We start from the raw sequence: 19,369 nt of genomic DNA on the forward strand, positions 1-19,369 counted from the left end.
ATTTATAGAGCTTACTTTATACCTCGTTCCATTTAATGTGTCAGTTAACTTATCAGTTTCAGTAAATTTAATTTTCCCAGAAGGTATGGAAACTGAACGGAGTACGTCGCCAGACTTGCTCAACCACTCTAATTTCTTTATGATTTTTCCAGCTTTTTCAGGAATAATGATTGGTTCTGTCGATAGTGAAGGCTTATCTGAGAAAAGAAGCCCGCCATATACATATCCGTTCCCATTCATCTTATAATCAATAATTTCAGTAACTTCTCCAGCAGCTAATGCGGTATTAAGAAAATAGCTTGGTGGCAGAAGTTGAAAAATGAAAACTGAGAGCAAAACTATGGGAAGAATTCTGGTTTTCAAAGGACCACATCCTTACCTATTAAAGCTTGGATACTGCTAGTCTACTTTGATAGACAGGAGATCCAGCAGTAATTGTTTCAACTCCAACTTCCAATAATCCATCATGGGAAAATCTACCTTTTGGAATCACTAAACCGTATATTTCCTTATTAGAATCCTTTGAGCGAATAGGCATTGCTTCGGTAAGTCTTTCTTTACTTGATGTTCCATTATATCCTCGAACAGAAAGGGCAAGTCGGTTCGTTCTATATCCTTGTGGATTCTTATTAACTGTCAGTTCGGAGTCAAGTAACAAGATATAACACTCAGCATTGTCAGCGAATTTCATTTCTTGTCCCCCGTAGAGCCAGAAGAACTTATCTTTGGATGGGAGCAGTTTTCGATTAGGGTCTTTCGGGTCATTCCAATCAATTGCAATCAGACTGTTTACGCGACCCTGAACAGAGCCGTTAGGGGCTGAAACGGTAAGGTTCGACTGTTTCCATGATTCAATACCAAATCTGTGATTGGAGTTTTTCGGACCATTAAAGATTTCTTCTGCAACAGTGAAAATATTGGTCTTGTGCCAGTACAGTTCCGCAGCCGAGACAGCATACTTATCAGATGCCAATGTCTTACCATCCTTTATTGACAAAACCCGTTCAATAACAGCAATTGCTTGAGCGCGAGTTGTAGTTCCCTCTGGCGAGATTTCACCTGGTGCCGTGCCTGTGATAATACCGTTCTTGGTGGCCAAGTACATCCATTGTTTGTCTTCTACATCGGTAACCCCAAGTGCTCGGACAGCTACTTTTGACATTTCCTCCCGAGACATCGGCTTTGTCCAATCCGAATTTGAAAAGTCGCCTGCTTTATAGATCCCTGCTGTTTGGGCAGCATTGACGTACGAGGTGTACCAACTCCCGGATGTAGAACCGACCTCCAGATCTAAAGCAGATACCGTCATTTTCACGAATTCTGCCCTGGTAACTATATTGTTGGGCAGGAATTTCCCATCTGGGAAACCATCGACATAGCCTCGCTGAATAGCCTGAAGGATACTGGACTCTGCCCAATGGCCAGTAATGTCTTTGAATTTTTGTACAACCTTGATGTCGTCGGTAATTGCAGCTTTTACGGGTTGTGGGCTGATAGATGCTTGTGCGGAAAGTAGAGTTAGTGCAGCCACTCCTGTTAATATTACTTTTTTCATTTTCTTTCCTCCTATGTACCTTAATATGGGGTAAACTTCTGCTTAATGCTGCTTGTTCTGTACTCTCGTATTTCTTTTCACACCAAAACCTAAATTTGTCATAATAATCAATATTCTACCATGTCAATCTAGGCAAATGGTATTGTTTTTTCAAGACACACCTCCTCCCTAAGAACTATTTCACCTCTTAATGCACAAAAAAAGGCCACGAATCCGCAGATTCATAGCCCTATTCTTTAAGGTGCAATCACTGTTTAATTTTGTAAAAACATCACTCTTTCATAGAATAAACGATTCCATTCCATTTGACCACTTTTTTTAAAAAAAGTATCACTACTTCCCGTTCAGCTCGGCATACGATGCTTCCAATTCGGAAATCAGCTGGTCTCCGCCGGATTTTCTCCAGTTCGCCACTTCCTGCTCCCATCCAGCATCATCGATTTTGCCCATAATGTACTTAGTCTGTGCATCCCAGATCATCTGATCCAGCTCCTGACCGCGTTCGGTATAGATGGCAGAGGACAACGTCAATGCCGGATTCGGAATGGCGTACTGCTCATTTTCACGTGCCATCTTTGTGCCCTTCATGCCAATCGGCACATCAACAAGTTCAGCCACGTTATAACCTTCAACGCTTAGTAAATTGTCACGATAAGGCTTCACTTCGCGCTGATACCCGTCGAAGTCCTTGAACTCGGTTTTGCCATCCGAAGTCTTCGTATAGTGTACATCTTCCAGACCCCGCAGTTGGAGCGTACTGAGCGGTTCATCCATCAGTTGATCCAAGAACGTCAGCACTTGTTTTAACTGTTCCTCGTCCGGTACGGAAGCTTTAGGAATGACAAGCATGCCATAGTTCCCTGGCTCCCCTGCAATTCGAATACCATCCGGTCCCTGGAATGGGGCCACATCAATTTCGCCATCAGGCACGTTTGGCGTCAGCCGCTGTTGGAACGACTTTCCGTTCTGAGCTACACCGTTCAGCTTCATGGCTACCAGACCGGAGTCGATTTTTTTGTCCGCATCGGAAGGGTCCAAGGCAGGGAAGTCACTGTTGATTAATCCCTCACTGAACAGACGCTTGAACAGCTTCATCGTGTCCATATATTCTGTGGTCAGGAATTCAGGCGTAAGTTTGCCAGCATCGTCCATACCCCACTTGTTCACCCCACCAATACTTACGGCGATCCGTGTCAGCGGAGAGGATACACCTTCGTTGTACTTTTTGAACAGCACCGTTCCATACGTATCTTCCTTGCCGTTACCATCAGGATCATCCTTGCGAATGGAGCGCATCACTTCATACCAGTCATCAAGCGTTTTCGGTACATCCAGCTTCAGCTTGTCGAACCAGTCCTTGCGGTACACCATGGCTGTTCGCCCGATATCGCGGAAGTTGGGTACCCCATAGACCTTACCTTCGATCTTGATGTTGTCAAAATAAGCCTCGGATTGGGCAGACAGGTTTTTATAATCCTTCAGGTAAGGTCCAATTTCCCAGAACAGCCCTGTTTTGGCCGCATTGAACGTTGTGGGTACATAATTCACGCGCATGATGGTCGGCATCTCGCCGGAAGCAACCATGACATTCACTTTATCATCAAAAGCAGACTGCGGAATCCACTGTACACTAACATCCGTATTCGTATATTCCTCAATCTTTTGTTCAATCCGGTTCTCTTTGGCCGGCACATCACCTACCTGCATCAAAGAAATCGAAATGGGAAGCTTGCCTTCCCCTGCCGCAGGCGCTTTTTCTCCCCCACAGCCTGCAAGCAGTCCAGCGGACATTGCACCAACCACAACTAATCCGCCTAAACGGGACATCCGACCTTTTGGACTCATGAACCATCTCTCCTTTGGATAAAGGTTATGTACATAAGCACTCCGATGACAGAACAACCTTCTGATCGCTGTTATCCCCAGATTTTTTTTTGATTCCCTTTTAAATAAAGGGGAAAATCCGGGGATAAAGGCGAGGTGTATGCTTCCGATGCAGCTTTCTTTCAGAAAGCTTTCAGCTCCGCTTCTTCAGGTTATTTCTGTCCTCTCCGTTCTCATGTACATGTTAGTTGGGCTTGTAAAGTTCCATCTCCACTCCTGCCAAAATAAACGGAGCAACCGATTTCGGATCATTAATCCGAATCGATTCAGTCACATAATACTCGTATGACCCGTCACGATACGGAGTACCGCCCAGACCTGCACCGCCGTTACATTGCGTCAGGGACAATACACCTTCGCGATCCGTTTGCAGCAGATGCTGCAGCAGACCCTGATACCCCTTTTCTGCAATCGCTTTAAACTTGCCACTCAGGTAACCCTTCCGTACCCCCTTCGCCAGTGCGTACACAAACATGGAGGTTCCCGAAGCCTCCAGATAATTGCGTTCACGCCCTGGCTGATCGAGCAAATGAGGCCATAATCCGGATTGTTGATCCTGAACATGTACAAGCGCATTCGACACACGTTCGAAGATCCCCACAATCTGTCCGCGCTGCTCATGATCTACAGGCAGATGATCCAGTGTATCCACCACCGCCATCACATACCAGCCCATCGCCCGGCTCCACACATGCGGGGAACAACCGGTTTCTCCCGAGCTCCAGCGCTGCTCCTTGCTCTCATCCCAGGCATGGTACAACAGACCACTGCGTGGATCGCGTGTACGCTTCTCCACCAGCAGCAGCTGCAATGCCGCCTTGTCAAACCACTTCTCCTCGCCAGTAACCGCACCATACTGCGTTAGGAACGGTGTGGCCATATACAACCCATCCAGCCACATCTGGAACGGATAAATCTTCTTGTGCCAGAATCCGCCTTCACTCGTACGGGGCTGTCCCTTAAGCTGTACCATGAGCAAATCCGCAGCTTTACGGTACTTCTCTTCACCGGTTTTATCCAGCAACAGGAACAGTGATTTTCCCTGGTTAATCTGGTCCAGGTTATATTCCTCGACCGCATAGGAGCGAATCGATCCATCCTCCTGAATGAAGTTATCCATCAGCTCCCGGATGTAATCGAAATATTTTTGTTCTCCGGTCTGGATGTACAGCTCTTCCAGCGCTTTCAGCAGACAACCATTCTCGTAATGCCAGGTCGGATACAATTCATGATTGCGATAACTTTCCATGAACTGTTCGGCCATCCGTACCGGTGTAAATTGCAGTGTTTCTTTCATGGGATTCCTCCGCTTCCGGCTTTTTATTTAGCCTGTTTTTTGTAGTCTTCGGCATATTCCTCACGAATTTTGGTACCGCCCGCATTGCCCCAATTCTCGATCTCTTGTTTCCAGCCATTTTCATCGATCTTGCCCATAATATATTTGGTCTGTGCATCGGCAATCATCTGATCCAGATCTGCTCCGCGATCACCATAAGTAGACGAATATAAGGTTAATGCAGGGTTTGGCACGGCATGTTCTGCCAGCTCTTTGGCAAGATTCGTACCTTTTTCACCCAGTTCGGTATCTTTCAATTTCGGCACATTATATCCTTCCACGTAAGGCAGGTTATCCCGATATGGCTTCACTTCACGCTGGAATGCATCGAAGTCGCTCATCTCCACCTGGTCCTCGCCAGCCTTCTTGTAATGTTTGTCTTCAATACCGCGCATCAGCAGCGTCGCCATCTCCGGGTCCATCAGTTTATCCAGGAAAGACAACAGGTTTTTCAACTCTTCTTCCGATTTCACCGTCGCTTTCGGGAAGGCCAGAATACCGGAGTTACCCGTCTGCCCCGCCACACGGTCGCCGCTCACGCCAAGCAAACCTGCAATGTCTACTACGCCATCCGGGTCGTTCTTGGACAGACGCTCTTGCTGGCTCTTCCCGTTCTGGGCAACACCGATACGCATGCCGACAACACCTGTATCATATTTCTTCTCCGCTTCGGTGGAGTCAAATACAGCAAAGTCTTGATTCAGCAGCTTCTCGCTATACAAACGTTTCAGCAAATCCAGCACCTGCATATATTCCGGTGTCATGAATTCCGGTGTAAAACTGCCGTCATCCTCTACCTTCCACTTGTTTGGTGCACCAAAGCTTACGCCAAGGCGCGTAGTGAAGGAGTATTGATCCTCGTTATACTTTTTGAAAAGCATCAGCCCAAACGTATTATCCTGACCGTCTCCATCCGGATCGGAGGTCGCCAACGTCTTAACTGTTTCATACCATTCATCCGGTGTCGTCGGTACCTTGAGATTCAACTTATCGAACCAGTCTTTACGGTAAATCACCGTTGCACGGGCAATATCGGAGAATACCGGTACCCCGTAGATTTTGCCCTCCACCTTGATATTGTCAAAGAAACGCTCGTTTTGTGCAGACAGATTTTTATAATCCTTCAGCAAAGGTCCAACTTCCCAGAATACATCGTTACGCATCGCACTGGTTACGGTTGGGTTATACTGTACTTTCACAATTTTGGGCATATCGCTGGATGCAATCATGACATTAATTTTGTCATTGTAAGCCGAGGCCGGAATCCACTGAATGTCCAGTTTAGTATTGGTATACGCCTCAATTTTTTGCTGGACCTCATTGCCCTTGCTCGGTACATCACCCACCTGTGCGATTGCAATGGACACGTTCTGTACGCCGCCCTCGGCAGCCTGACCTTCATCCGATCCGCATCCTGCCAGCAGACCTGTTATCAGTGCCAGTGTGCTCAAGACAGCTACGGCTTTCTTTTTTGTTGCTTTCATCAAACGAAAACCTCCCCTTTTTATACAGTCATGAACCCGTTCCGATATTCAAATGTGTGCAATTTCAACCTTTTACCGATCCCAGCATCACTCCTTTGGCAAAGTGCTTTTGCAGGAACGGATAGACCAGCATGATGGGAATCGTGGAGAATACGATAACCGCCATTCGAATGGTAAGCGGCTGAATCTCGGTCTCTTCGATACTGGTATCCCCGATTCGGCTCTGAGCCAGGATGACAATCTCACGCAGCCACACTTGTACGGGCCACTTTTCACTATCGTTGATATAAATGACAGCGTTGAAGAAGCTGTTCCAGTGAGCCACCGCGTAAAAGAGAGAGAATGTAGCCATTGCTGGCATCGACAAAGGCAGAACAATTCGGAACAATACGCCCACATCGTTACATCCATCGATTTTGGCGGCATCCTCCAGTTCATCGGGAATGGCCTGAAAGAAGTTCTTAAGTACGATCAGGTTGAACGCGCTGATCGCGGTAGGCAGCATCAGAGACCATAACGTATCGGTCAGGTGCAATGATTTGACGACAAAGTAGGTAGGAATCATCCCGCCGCTGAACAGCATCGTGAACAGTACACCCAGCAAGATGGGCTTACGTCCACGCAAATATCTTCTGGAGAGCGGATACGCCATAAGTGACGTAAACAACAGGTTAAGCAGTGTACCAATTACGGTGATATAGATCGATACACCCAGACTGCGAATCAATGTGTCTGTAGAGAAGATGTAACGGTAAGCGGCAAGGGAGAATTCTTTCGGAAAAAGAATGAATCCTCCCTTGGCCACTTCATGCGGGCTGGTAAACGAGACGGCCAAAATATAAATGAACGGGATAACGGTCACGATTCCGATTAATAATAGAAAGCCATGATTGAGGATATCAAAGATCCGGTTGCCCCATGTTTTATCCTGCTGCATCTTAATGTTCACTCCTGTCTGGTAAAGAACGTCTGCTGCCAAGCGTTAGTAGACGCCTTCCTCCCCGAATTTTTTGGCCATCGTATTGGCACCCAATACAAGCGCCAGTCCGACCACCGACTTGAACAAACCGACAGCAGCACTATAACTGTACTGGGCCTGCGTGAGACCTTTCGTGTAGACATAGGTATCAAATACCTCACCCACATCCCGGTTCGTCGGCGTCAGCATCAGGAAGATCTGTTCAAAGCCTGTATCCAGGAAGTTGCCCAGACGCAGAATGAGCAAAATAATGATCGTGCTGCGGATGGCAGGCAGCGTAATATGCCAGGTCTGACGCCAGCGATTGGCACCATCCATCCGTGCAGCCTCATAGAGCTGTGTATCTACACCGGAGAGTGCCGCCAGGAAAATAATCGTGCCCCAACCGACCTCTTTCCAGATGGATTGTCCAACAATCATCGTTCGAAACCAGCCGGGCTCCAGCAGAAAAGCCACTTTTTGTCCCGTCAGGTTATAAAGTAATTCGTTGATAGCGCCACCCTCGGTTGTGAACAGCATGTAGAACACACCCACCACCACAACCCAGGAAACAAAGTGCGGAACATATACGAGCGTCTGTACAAATCGTTTGAACCGTTCACGGCGAACTTCATTCATCATAAGCGCCAATACAATGGGCAGCGGGAAGAAGAACACCATATTATAAATCGCTAGCAAAAACGTATTCCGGAACAAGGTCCAGAACTGCGGTTCCCCGAAGAAACGCTGGAAGTGCTTGAACCCCACCCAGTCACTGCCCAGAATACCCTTGTAAGGCGTGTAATCCTGAAAAGCCATCGTAATGCCGTACATGGGTATGTATTTGAAAATAACAAAGTAGAGCACGCCCGGTATCAACATAATATATAGCCACCGGTTTTTGATGATGTCCCTCCACAGCAGGTTTTTGTCACTGCGGGTAGCGGGTCGTGTCCGAGCCGCCGTTTCGGCTTTCATAGTGTCTTCCTCCCCACATTGGAAACGATTACAAAATATCACTTCCTGAATTCATGTCTTCATTGTGGAGGATAAACGGGTAACTGGCTATCGTCTCGTTTTAGCTTCTTGTTTTTCCTTATGTATCAAGGGTTTAAGGCATTTGTATCACTGGGCCGCTCCCCTCAATGAACCCCATTTAACCTCCGATATTCCCGTCTTAACTCTGCTCCAAACTAAGAACAAGGGGTGGCTCTGAAACAAAGAAAAACCTGCCTGCCATGGCAGGCAGAGCAGGTTGCTTTTATCGCTGCTGCTCCCGGTATTTTCCGGGGGTTGTTCCTGTAATTTTACGAAAGGTTCGGATAAAAGCGGTAGGATTCGTGTAATTGAGTTTCTCGGCAATCTCCGATATTTTCAGATTGGTCGTCTGCAGCCAAGTCTTGGCTTTTTCCATCCGATATTCGGCAAGATATTCCGTAAAATTCACACCAGCCTCCTTCTTGAACACACGGCTCAGATAGACTGGATGAAAATTCAGTTCTTCTGCACATGCTTCCAACGACAATTCGCGATCATACCGCTCCTCGATCAGCCGAATCATGCGGCGGGCAATATTCAGATATTGAGACTCTTCCTGTTCACGCCAGAATCGAATGACAGGGTGAAATAAACATTTGCGGAACCAGTTCGTCATCTCATCCAATGTGGACAACTTCAGGAGTCGAGCCATGGAGGCCTTTTCGCCCAACACTTCCGCAACATTCCCACCCTGCTCCTGCACAAGCTGATATACGCGGGACAACAGCTGGACCATAATTACGGGGTACTCGCTAAAGTGCAGCTTCTTGTCTGCGAGCAATCCGAGATAGCGCTTAAAGTACGCATCGGTTTTCTCCTCGTCTCCTTGCTTGAGCGCAGAAGCCAACTGGTCTTCGATCATCCTGAGCTGTGTATATAACGCTGCCTCCGTCTGACCACGCGGCTGGATATCCTCGTAGTGCAAAATAATACGGCTGCCCAGACTTACCCTGCCTTGAAGAGCCTCACGACTCTCCTGGTAAGCCCTTGGTGAATCACCTATTGTAGAATAGGAGCGGCTAATACCGATACTTACGGGCAGATTCAGGTAGGTTGCGACCCGCTCGCGGATCAATTCAGCTTGGGAATGCATCCATTCTTTGAGCTGTACTTCATCATCCAGCACGGATGCAAGCACCGTAACCTGAGCGTCATCAATCATGACAGGGGCAAATCGAATATCTGAAGGCAGCAGTTCACCGACCATGTTGTTTAACGCGAACAACAGCAGATCCCGGTCCTGCTCTTCATACCTTGTCCCTTCAAGGGTATCGATTTGAAGCGTAAGCACCCCCAGCCGTGCCCATGATGTTGGAAAATCATACAGCTCTCCCTGATATCTGAAGTCCTCTTCCGATATTTTGCCTGTAAGCAGTTTGGTCATAAAGAATTCCTGCAAATGAATATGCTGACCCTTCATTTGCTCGCGCATCGTTTTTTCCGAGCTAAATAAGGTCGTTAATCGCTCTTCGATGTAGATAAATTCATCCTGACGGCGTCCTGACGGGACCACCGGGGAATCCAGTCCTTTTGTAAATTGCAGAAGTCTGGAAATTGGAGAATACATCTTGCGACTGCCATAGATGGCTACTAATCCCGTCACACATAACATGACCAGTGTAGCCACTCCCGTCACCAATGCAATTTTCTGCGACTGAGCGGTTATCTGACCCAGCGATACAACGGACACATACAACCAGCCGTTGAGTGGAGATTGCCTGTAGCTAACCGCCACCTGGCTTCCTTCCACCTCTGCACTGAAGAAGCCCTCCGACTGTCCCGTCGTTTGTACTTTCTCGTGGATTTCCTGATTCAGCGTGTCGTATTTCCCATCTTGCTGTGTATCGTTGAGAAAATATTTCTGCTCCCGATCAAGGACGTACATATCTCCTGAATTTGGATTTCGACTCAGAAATGTACTTAGCTCTGTATCGGCTATGTCAATAACCAGAAATCCCTTTGGTTTCACATTGGTTGGGATCATCGGAATCTTGAATACCATGCTGACCACATTGTCGGATGAAATAAGGGTAGGCGCGGGTTCTTGTGCCGCTTCACCCACTCCGGCCGATACTGGCACACTTTCTTTAGTTGAACTCACATTTTGCGTCACCCAGAACAGGCTGTTGGTATATTTCAAATAGGAGCCAATCCGGTCCCGAATACTGAAATCATCCAACTTTCCAAAGGATCTCATCGAAACGACCCAGTCTTCATCGAGATTCACGAGATAGGCCTGATCAATATTTGTAACCGATTGCAAATTATTAAATCCGGAGGTCAGATCACGAATTTCCTGAAATTCGCTGCTGTCCAGCGGTTTTTTCATCGCTTGTAATACCAGTGGAGAGTTCACATATTGGATGGACGACAATTGCAGGCTGCGCAGCACTTGCTCTACCCGCATTTGGGTCTGATGCAGAATCTGCAAATTACTCTCACGCACCTTCTGCTCAATGTCACGTGAAGCAATGGAATAAGAGACTGAACCAATAACAATGACCGGAAGGGCTCCGAGAATCATAGTAAAACAGAGCAAACGCAGCAGGTATTTAGGCAAAATGAGCATCCTCCTTTGTGTGCATTTTGCGTTATTTGAACGAGAACGCTTTCGGAATCGCTTCCCCGATCTCATGCAAAACGTATGTATAATATCGCCTTCATTGGATTAATTTACTATTGTTATTTTAAAACCCATTGTTATTCAAGTCCACTATTTATTCTTAAGGTTGACTTTAAGGTCGTTTCAGGTTTATATTGGTTGCATATTCCTCAATCAAAGGAGAGATTTTGATGTCGGTGAGCGTTCTTAACTAACCAAGTTTCATATTCAGGAGTTTGGCCTTCGATTCGCTTGTGCCTTTTGGCATATGTGTATTTCTTGATGCGCTGTAACCCCTGTACTTAGTTAAGAACAGCGGATATCATAAATCGCCTCCGGGATTGTACGTGTCCGGGTCTATTTCCGCGCTGTGTTCAGCGTGGATTTTTTTTGTATAGACCTGTAACGGACCCTGCTTTCCCCTACGTTAAGGGCGGAGAATGACGTTTGTTCATTCTCCGCCCTTTTTGCGTTTTCCGGGAATATGCTCCATCGCCTAAACGAAATTCCATTTTATTACCAAGGAGAGATCACGAATGAATGAAAACACATTAACCAATCTGGGTTATCCCCAAATCCAAAACAACGTTGCAGCCTGTGCCCTATCCTATTTGGGCAAACGATATGCAAGAGAAATGAAGCCAATGATGGACGCTCCTCTGATTCAAATACGCCTGGACGAAACAGCTGAAGCTGCTGCTTTGATTCGTTACGGCGCCAGTGTGCCCATCCCTTCACTGGACGGCATGGAGACGATTATGGATCTGCTCGGCACCGGTTATTTATTCACGGAGCGAGATTTCAGCCATCTCGCCCAATTTCTGCGCAGTTGCGCACAGCTTATGAAATACATGGAGGGCAAATCCGAAGCTGCTCCTACAGTCAGCCGATATGCTTCATCCATGATATGGATGGAGTCCCTTCTGAGCGAGATTGAACGATGCATCCATAATGGTCGCATTCAGGATCAGGCAAGCAAGGAGCTGATACGTATTCGTAAAAAAATGACGGTGAATGAGGAACGCATGAAGCGCAAGCTGGATTCTCTCGTAAGCAAACACCGCTCCATCATGCAGGAGAACGTCATTAGTCAGCGGGGTGGAAGAACGGTACTGCCCATCAAGAAAGAATTCCGCAAGCATGTTAAGGGCAGTGTGCTGGATGAGTCAGGCAGCGGCCAAACCGTATACATTGAGCCAGCGGAATTAGTAGGTTTGCAAATGGAGCTGGCATCGCTGCAAGCGGAGGAATCTCGGGAAGAGATGAAAATCCTAGGCGACTTAACCTCCATGGCAGAGTCTTATCATCACGAAATTGCGCTAAATACGGAAACGGTAGGGATTTTAGATTTTCTGTTTGCCAAAGCCAAATATGCGGCGACCATGGACGGACGAACTGTACGTGTCAATGCCAATGGGCGAATTCGCCTTCAAGGGGCACGCCATCCATTAATGGGCGCATCCATGGTTCCCCTTGATTTTGCAATTGGTCACACGTATTCCTCACTGATCATTACAGGGCCGAATACAGGCGGCAAAACGGTTGCCCTCAAGACATTAGGTCTGCTCACCCTGATGATGCAATCCGGTCTGCTTGTCCCTGTCGCTGAAGCGGGCGAGATGGCCGTGTATCGTGAGGTTGCCGTCGATATCGGTGATGGACAGAGCTTGGAGCAAGCACTCAGCACCTTTTCTGCACATATTCGCAACATGATTGGCATCCTGGAGCAGGCCAATTCATCGACGCTTGTGCTGATTGATGAGATGGCTTCAGGTACTGATCCCGGTGAGGGAGTGGGACTCTCCATTGCTATGCTGGAGGAGCTGCACAGCCGAGGAGCTACCGTTGTCGCCACGACCCATTTTGGGGAAATCAAACATTTTGCAGCAGCCACGCCTGGATTTGAGAATGCACGAATGGAATTTGATACGGTCTCGCTCCAGCCACTCTATCGATTGAGGATTGGAGAAGCCGGGGAAAGCTACGCCTATTCCATTGCATTGAAGCTGGGTATGCCACAGCGCATTATTGAGCGCTCCAAGCTCATTTCAGATCAGGGTGTCTCGCAACGTGTCTCTCCAAACTTTACATCAGCTGTGCCCAACGTGAATTCTTCACCATCACCAAAAAGCAGCCCGGCTGAACAAGAGCATTTGAATAAAACAAGGCACACTCTGGAATCTGTCAACCCGTCCGCACAAACCGGAACAAGAAAGCTATCCGATAGGTCTGAAACATTAGAGCCCACTTCACCTGTCAAAGCATTCCGTAAAGGAGATCGCGTGTATGCAGCCTATCTGAACCAGTCAGGAATTGTCTGTGATGTGGAGGACAGTCGTGGGAATATCGGGGTCATGCTGCGCGGACGCAAAGTCAAAATTCACAAGAAACGCCTGACTTTGCATATAACTGCACAGGAACTTTATCCAGGCGACGACTATGACCTCGACATTGTGCTGGAGACCAAGGAAAACCGGAAGAAGCGCAAACTGATGGGACGCAAGCATGTGGAAGGACTGACGATTGAATTGCCTCCTGAAGAATAACTACAGGATTGATATAATGGGTTGAGTTGCTATACTTTAATAAACCTATCGATCGTTCGTGGTTAAGAAATTCAACGGGTGAGGAAGGAAGATACGTATGTCTGTTGAGCAGGATACAAAGAAGGTGACTCCAGAAGTTCTTGTATGTCCTTTATGCGGTGAAGCCAATGGCTGTTCCTATGCAGCAGGCCGTCCTCATTCAGAATGCTGGTGTAATCAGGCCGTGTTTCCAGAAGGCGTATTTGACCCCATTCCGGCAGAACAACGCAGGAAGTCTTGTATATGCGAGGTATGTCTGGATACGTTTAAGAAGAAGGCAGAGCAAAATAAAGAGCCCCACAGTTAAACTGTGAGGCTCTTCTTCTGTCGATATTACGTTGTATTGAAATGAAGAACGTTACTTCTGCATTTGTTGATAATGCGCTACCGCTTGCTTCAGTACAGGATGGTTCTCGTCCATGGACGTATACTGGCTGAGTGCTGCTTCAATCCCTTTTTGCTGGATCGTAGTCTGAAGTTCCACCGCTTCCGGATCTTCGGAAATGTCAAACTTGCAGGCAGCCGCCATTCCCATCGCCAGATGATTTGTCTCCGTTCCATACTCGTAAGCCTGGAGAGCCGGGCGAACCAGACGGTCATTCGGGGACAGTTTACGCAGCGGAGAACGCCCTACACGAGTGACCTCATCCGTCAGATGCGGGTTCACGAACCGTTCCAATATTTTGGCAATGTACAGCTGATGGTCATCCGAATTGAATCCAAAACGTTTCACCAAAACTGCTCCGGTTTCCTGCAAAGCCCCATATACGATGGATTTGACTTTTTCATCGGCGATAGCCTTCTGAATCGTATCATACCCGTTCACATATCCAATATAAGCGGCAATACAATGTCCTGTATTTACGGTGAACAGCTTCCGTTCAATATAAGGCTCCAGATCATCCACATACATTATACCCTCAACCGGTTTGAACGCTGGAGCCATTTGTGAACGGTCAACGACCCATTCATAGAAAGGCTCTACCTGTACATGTAATGGATCCTCATGATGCTGAATCGGCACAATACGGTCTACGGCTGAATCCGGGAAATACACGTACTGATCCGCAAGTAGGCGAGTACGCTCATCAAGCAGACCATATACATGTTCTTTCAGTTGAGTGCTGGCTCCAATTGCATTTTCACAGGCAATAATGTGAAGCGGCTGGAAGACATCACCTGTTCCCAGTCTGGCTGTAAGTCCTTTGGCAATACCGGGAGCAATATGTTTCAGTATGCCTACACCTACTGCCGTTGTGATCAGTTCCGCTTCTGCAACGTTTTGAGCAACGGTATCCAGATTCGTTCCATCGATTGCACTCACACCGGTAACGGTCTCCAGGTCCTTGGCCTCGTTAGCCAGCTCAACCGTGTACTCTCCACGCTGCTCTAGAGCCTTAACCAGCTCCTGGTTAACGTCCGAGAAAACGACATTGTAGCCAGCACGGGACAGGATCAAACCGATGAAACCACGTCCAATATTCCCTGCTCCGAAGTGAAGGGCCTTCATAGTTCCATTTCACTTTCCAAAATAGTAATGACTTCTTCAGCGGTTTGAGCATGACGTAGAGCTTCCATGTTCTCTTCCTCAGCACAGATGACTGCGATGCTGGTCAGGATCTCCATATGTTCTCCGCCCTGAGCGGCGATCCCAATTACCATATACGCTTTTTCTTCCCCAAAATCAACACCTTGCGGGAACTGAATAACCGATATACCTGTGGACAGGATGAATGATTTGGATTCCTTCGTGCCGTGTGGAATCGCCAGTCCGTTGCCTACATACGTGGAAACAATCTCTTCACGCTCCAGCATTTTGTCAATGTATTCTGCGGTGATATGTCCCGCGTCTTTCAAAATCTGACCTGCCATACGAATCGCTTCGTATTTGTCCTGAGCCGTTGCATTCATGATGACTTTATCTTTAGTTAACACACTCATGTTTGAATACCTCCAATTTCGGTTTTGCTGCGGTAAAATCCCGCAAGTTCTTGGGACAAGTAATGAATAAGGTCATCCCGGTTGCCTTTTTCAAGTAATGTAATCATTTCTTCCTGCAACAATAGCGCACTGATCTCACTCAGTACCTCCAAACTTTCCTTCGATAGCTGTCTCGGTCCAAGCATCAAGAGCACATGGCTAACACCTGCTGGGTCTTCCGGCGTGCGCAGAAGCGGCTCTGTCAGTTGGAAAAGCGTGATTGAAGGACTGTGAATGCCGTCACTGCGTGTATGAAACAGCGCGAGGGAAGTCCCGGGAATTTTCTGGCTTCCAACCGCTTCACGCTCCTCCAGCAGCCTAGCAATCTCTTCTGGATTGTTCAACACACCAGATTGATGCAAAACGCTGCACATGGCGTAGGCCGTTTTGAAAAATCCGATCTCTTGATTATCCAGTGGGAACACCTGAAACTTGCCGATAATCTGTACAATTTCAATCAGGGTGGCTTCAAGCCCAACCGGATCGTTAAATCGACCTGTTGACCTTGACTCTGCTTCAGGTGGGGGACTATGTTCCCGCTGAAGCGTCGTTGTCCTGATGAAGTGCCTTAAACGTTCACTTTCTTCTGCCGTCAGTAGTGGGCTCACCTTGTAGTATTGATGTTTATCCATTGGCAGATCCACGGTAGAGAGAACCAAATCATATTCCGTCTTCGGTATACGTGCGGCTTCATACCATGACACGCTGTCCACAATCCGAATCTCGGGAATTTCCTTGGACAGACGGCTCGATAACATTCGCGAAGATCCGATTCCGCTGGTACAAACGACGACAGCCCTGATTTCTCTCTTCAGCACCCGCAGCCGTTCAATGGAAGCACCGAAGTGCATCACCAAAAATCCAATCTCCTCATCCGGCACATCCGTATTGGGCCAAGCCTCTCGCACCGCTTTCTTTACATCCTCAAATAATGATTCATAATCCTTGCGGATCTGCTGAAGCAACGGATTACGGATGAGCTGCCGTCCATCCATTCGTTCCAGTACCGGCTCCATGTGAGCAATTAGACCCTCACGCAGCAGCCGATCCTCATGAAACGAATAATGGGTATTCTCTTGCATTCGATCTGTGAGAGAACGAACCATGTCGAGTAAGACCAGGTCGTCTATGGGCAGCAGACGTGAGGAATGAATCGATTGCTCGATTTCAATCAGCAGTTTGTGAAAATAAGCCTGCTCCTCGCCCACAAAATCAATTCCAAGCTGGGCAGACAGAACACCGCACAAACGGGAAGCCAAATATTCTGGTACCTTCCCCTTGTCGCCTTGCAGCGAATTTCCAACGTCTTTTTTATCCAGTTGAGAGCCCCGACCAATACCAAAGCCCTTACGGATACGCACAACCGCTACAGACAATTGAATCAGCAGCTTCATGTATTGACGCTCCGGAATATTTTCCAACCACTCAATATCCGGCTGCCACAACGCATTTTCGACCGTAAGTACATCCTCATGTCCAATCATTTCCAATAGTTTACTGTTTACTTTGGAAACGCCCTGCTCCGCTTGCCTACCGAACAAATCAGATTCATCCAGATATTCAAGAGCGAGCGCAGAAATAGCCATGCGATGAGCCCACTCGCTTCCATTGATCTTGACCCCATATCCGCGCCTGCGAACCAGCTTCAAGCCTGCCAGATGAATGCGTGGCTCCAGATCGTCCAGATCATTGCTCGCCGTAGACACGGTTACCTTAAGATCTGAGGCCAGCGCAAGCAGCTTCACAGGCTCGGACTCATCCAGCAAAATACAAAGCATGAAGAGTTTACGCTCTTCGGGCGTAAACTCTACATATTCGTTAAGCTCAAGTTGTTGGCGCAATACGGCCAAATCATCGGAACCGGGATCAATTCGGACCCCGGTTCCCGATTTTTTTTCCAATCTCATGCCAAGGGGCTCAAGCCATTGTTCAATCATCTGCAACTCCCGATGTACGGTACGGGTACTTACTTTGACCGCAACAGCTATTTCGCCAGCAGTTACCTCATGCGGATGCTCCAGCAGGAACTCCACGATCTCACGCTGTCTCCTTGTAATATTACTCATCAGGAGTCGGATTTGAGGCGCTCCACCAGTGCCTCGTATTCAGGACTCTTCAGGAAGTTATCGATGGAAATATGCTCTGCATTTGGAGCCACGGATTTGGCCCGGTCTGTCAATGTTTTCTGTGTGATGACGATGTCGGCATCTTGCGGAATCTCACTGATCGCCGTGTTCGTTACAGCGACATCCACACCGGCTGCCTTCATTTTCTTCCGCAGAATTGATGCACCCATGGCACTCGAACCCATTCCTGCATCACAGGAGAAGACAATTTTGTTTATGTCCGTTTTTACGGCCGCAGAAGCAATATCAGCCGCACGGTCAGCTTCCCGATTGTCTTTATCAACGGTGAGGTTACCCGTTTTGCCCTGATTTTTCATATCTTTCATACGACTGGATGCAGTATCCAGATCTTCGTCATCCTTCTGTTTGCCTGTTTTGAGCAGCACAGATGCCACAAGGAAGGAGATGATCGCAGCTACGGCTACCCCTGCAAACATGCCAAGATATCCACCCTTAGGTGTTAACAAAGAGTAGGCAATGATACTACCCGGTGACGGTGCTGAAACCAAACCAGCTCCTGTCAGCATAAAAGTCAATGTACCCGCTACACCACCAGCCATCGCAGCCAGAATCAGTATCGGTCTCATCAGAATATAAGGGAAATAAATCTCGTGAATCCCGCCAAAGAAATGGATAATTACAGCACCTGGAGCGGAAGATTTAGCTGATCCCCGACCAAAGAAGCAGTAGGCCAGCAAAATGCCGAGTCCAGGACCTGGATTGGATTCAAGCATGAATAATACCGATTGTCCCAGTTCTCTTGCCTGATCCGTACCAATCGGTGTCAGAATCCCATGGTTGATTGCATTGTTCAGGAATAATACTTTTCCTGGCTCAATGATCAGATTGACCAGCGGGAGAAGACCAGCATTCATCAAGGTTTCTACCCCAGCCGATAACACCTTGCTAATCGCTTCAACGAAAGGCCCGATGCCTTTAAGGGCTAGAAGGGCCAAGATCCCACCAATAATACCAGCGGAGAAGTTGTTAACCAGCATCTCAAACCCAGATTTAATTTTGCCATCGACAGCCTTGTCAAATTTCTTAATGACCCAGGCTCCCAATGGTCCGGCAATCATGGCACCAAGAAACATGGGGATGTCACTACCGACAATAACCCCGATGGTCATAATCGCACCGACTACACCACCACGTTGGCCGTGTACCATGGTACCGCCCGTGTAACCGATAAGTAAAGGCAGCAAATATTTGATCATTGGATCAACCAGCAATGCAAAATCTGCGTTAGGGAACCATCCTTTTGGAATGAACAATGCCGTAATCAAACCCCAGGCGATAAATGCACCCATGTTCGGCATAACCATACCGCTCAGGAAACGTCCAAACTTCTGAACGCCGACCCGTATTCCTCCGCTTTTTCCGGACTTTGCGTCCACTGAACTCATACTAAAAACCTCCTCAACATATTAAACCTTAATTCCACTGAATTTTGACACGATGATCCAGACGAACGAAGGTACAAATCTGTAATGAATCTTGATTTCACAGACATATCGTAAATGAAAACGGTATCTTCTACAATGAAATGAAAACCTACTTCCGTCATGAACGTTGATGACAAGATTTAAATTTGAAGGATTGTCCCATTTTAAACCGTGGATATGGAATAGAACCTGTTATTCCCTTTCATGTATCATACCCACGAATTGCCCCATTTTAATGACAAATGAAATTGTAAATTTATTCTATTTTAAAACAAAAAGCGCAATTGCTCAGCCCGTTACAGGTGAGGCAATTGCGCCTAAGTATTCTCCGGATTAACAGGATTACCATCCGGATCTATAATCAATCGATTCATTC

The 19,369-nt window shown here is 47.4% G+C and carries 13 protein-coding genes; 2 read left to right on the top strand and 11 right to left on the bottom strand.

The window, feature by feature from the left end; genetic code table 11:
- Positions 1-382: 382 nt before the first annotated feature.
- From P5G61_RS25985 to P5G61_RS26015, 7 genes are all read right to left on the bottom strand, one after another.
- The gene (locus tag P5G61_RS25985; protein WP_301249116.1) at positions 383-1,555 is read right to left on the bottom strand and encodes an S-layer homology domain-containing protein; all 1,173 of its coding nucleotides are present in this window, start codon (positions 1,553-1,555) and stop codon (positions 383-385) included.
- Between the two features lie 333 nt (positions 1,556-1,888).
- The gene (locus P5G61_RS25990; RefSeq protein WP_301249117.1) at positions 1,889-3,400 is read right to left on the bottom strand and encodes an extracellular solute-binding protein; all 1,512 of its coding nucleotides are present in this window, start codon (positions 3,398-3,400) and stop codon (positions 1,889-1,891) included.
- A 223-nt stretch (positions 3,401-3,623) separates the two neighbouring features.
- A complete protein-coding gene (locus P5G61_RS25995; RefSeq protein WP_301249118.1) occupies positions 3,624-4,736 on the bottom strand; it encodes a glycoside hydrolase family 88/105 protein in 1,113 nt (370 codons plus the stop codon).
- A 23-nt stretch (positions 4,737-4,759) separates the two neighbouring features.
- Positions 4,760-6,259: an extracellular solute-binding protein gene (locus P5G61_RS26000; protein ID WP_301249120.1), complete on the bottom strand. Its 1,500-nt coding sequence runs from the start codon at positions 6,257-6,259 to the stop codon at positions 4,760-4,762.
- A 64-nt stretch (positions 6,260-6,323) separates the two neighbouring features.
- A complete protein-coding gene (locus P5G61_RS26005) occupies positions 6,324-7,196 on the bottom strand; it encodes a carbohydrate ABC transporter permease (RefSeq protein ID WP_301249196.1) in 873 nt (290 codons plus the stop codon).
- 45 nt (positions 7,197-7,241) lie between these two features.
- Complete coding sequence (locus P5G61_RS26010; RefSeq protein WP_063566889.1) at positions 7,242-8,195, bottom strand: ABC transporter permease; 954 nt, start codon at positions 8,193-8,195, stop codon at positions 7,242-7,244.
- 283 nt (positions 8,196-8,478) lie between these two features.
- Positions 8,479-10,815, bottom strand: a complete 2,337-nt coding sequence (locus tag P5G61_RS26015; RefSeq protein ID WP_301249121.1) for a helix-turn-helix domain-containing protein — start codon at positions 10,813-10,815, stop codon at positions 8,479-8,481.
- A gap of 578 nt (positions 10,816-11,393) precedes the next feature.
- On the opposite strand from P5G61_RS26015, the gene P5G61_RS26020 reads away from it, so the two are divergent.
- Both P5G61_RS26020 and P5G61_RS26025 read left to right on the top strand, forming a co-directional pair.
- Positions 11,394-13,403, top strand: a complete 2,010-nt coding sequence (locus P5G61_RS26020; protein WP_301249123.1) for an endonuclease MutS2 — start codon at positions 11,394-11,396, stop codon at positions 13,401-13,403.
- A gap of 97 nt (positions 13,404-13,500) precedes the next feature.
- Complete coding sequence (locus P5G61_RS26025; RefSeq protein WP_301249125.1) at positions 13,501-13,749, top strand: cysteine-rich CWC family protein; 249 nt, start codon at positions 13,501-13,503, stop codon at positions 13,747-13,749.
- A gap of 51 nt (positions 13,750-13,800) precedes the next feature.
- Here P5G61_RS26025 and P5G61_RS26030 read toward each other — a convergent pair whose 3' ends face one another.
- From P5G61_RS26030 to P5G61_RS26045, 4 genes are read right to left on the bottom strand one after another with little or no spacing between them, the layout of a single operon-like run.
- Positions 13,801-14,952 carry a mannitol-1-phosphate 5-dehydrogenase gene (locus P5G61_RS26030; RefSeq protein WP_301249126.1) on the bottom strand — a complete coding sequence of 384 codons (1,152 nt, stop codon included), beginning with the start codon at positions 14,950-14,952 and terminating at the stop codon, positions 13,801-13,803.
- Entirely contained in the window at positions 14,949-15,383 is a 435-nt protein-coding gene (locus P5G61_RS26035) for a PTS mannitol transporter subunit IIA (RefSeq protein WP_024633110.1), read from the bottom strand. Before P5G61_RS26035 ends, P5G61_RS26030 begins: the two co-directional genes overlap by 4 nt.
- On the bottom strand, positions 15,380-17,488 hold the full coding sequence (locus P5G61_RS26040) for a BglG family transcription antiterminator (protein WP_301249128.1): 2,109 nt from the start codon (positions 17,486-17,488) through the stop codon (positions 15,380-15,382). Before P5G61_RS26040 ends, P5G61_RS26035 begins: the two co-directional genes overlap by 4 nt.
- Positions 17,488-18,954 carry a PTS mannitol transporter subunit IIBC gene (locus tag P5G61_RS26045; RefSeq protein WP_024633108.1) on the bottom strand — a complete coding sequence of 489 codons (1,467 nt, stop codon included), beginning with the start codon at positions 18,952-18,954 and terminating at the stop codon, positions 17,488-17,490. The genes P5G61_RS26040 and P5G61_RS26045 overlap by 1 nt, the downstream gene beginning before the upstream one ends.
- Positions 18,955-19,369: the final 415 nt, after the last annotated feature.

The sequence above is a fragment of the Paenibacillus vandeheii genome (assembly GCF_030433635.1).
Taxonomy (GTDB): domain Bacteria; phylum Bacillota; class Bacilli; order Paenibacillales; family Paenibacillaceae; genus Paenibacillus; species Paenibacillus vandeheii.

Coding starts and splice junctions, on each gene's coding strand:
- P5G61_RS26000 (WP_301249120.1), bottom strand. CDS start 6,259: ATGAAAGCAACAAAAAAGAAAGCCGTAGCTGTCTTGAGCACACTGGCA.
- P5G61_RS26030 (WP_301249126.1), bottom strand. CDS start 14,952: ATGAAGGCCCTTCACTTCGGAGCAGGGAATATTGGACGTGGTTTCATC.
- P5G61_RS25990 (WP_301249117.1), bottom strand. CDS start 3,400: ATGAGTCCAAAAGGTCGGATGTCCCGTTTAGGCGGATTAGTTGTGGTT.
- P5G61_RS26010 (WP_063566889.1), bottom strand. CDS start 8,195: ATGAAAGCCGAAACGGCGGCTCGGACACGACCCGCTACCCGCAGTGAC.
- P5G61_RS26025 (WP_301249125.1), top strand. CDS start 13,501: ATGTCTGTTGAGCAGGATACAAAGAAGGTGACTCCAGAAGTTCTTGTA.
- P5G61_RS25995 (WP_301249118.1), bottom strand. CDS start 4,736: ATGAAAGAAACACTGCAATTTACACCGGTACGGATGGCCGAACAGTTC.
- P5G61_RS26045 (WP_024633108.1), bottom strand. CDS start 18,954: ATGAGTTCAGTGGACGCAAAGTCCGGAAAAAGCGGAGGAATACGGGTC.
- P5G61_RS26040 (WP_301249128.1), bottom strand. CDS start 17,488: ATGAGTAATATTACAAGGAGACAGCGTGAGATCGTGGAGTTCCTGCTG.
- P5G61_RS26035 (WP_024633110.1), bottom strand. CDS start 15,383: ATGAGTGTGTTAACTAAAGATAAAGTCATCATGAATGCAACGGCTCAG.
- P5G61_RS26005 (WP_301249196.1), bottom strand. CDS start 7,196: ATGCAGCAGGATAAAACATGGGGCAACCGGATCTTTGATATCCTCAAT.
- P5G61_RS26020 (WP_301249123.1), top strand. CDS start 11,394: ATGAATGAAAACACATTAACCAATCTGGGTTATCCCCAAATCCAAAAC.
- P5G61_RS25985 (WP_301249116.1), bottom strand. CDS start 1,555: ATGAAAAAAGTAATATTAACAGGAGTGGCTGCACTAACTCTACTTTCC.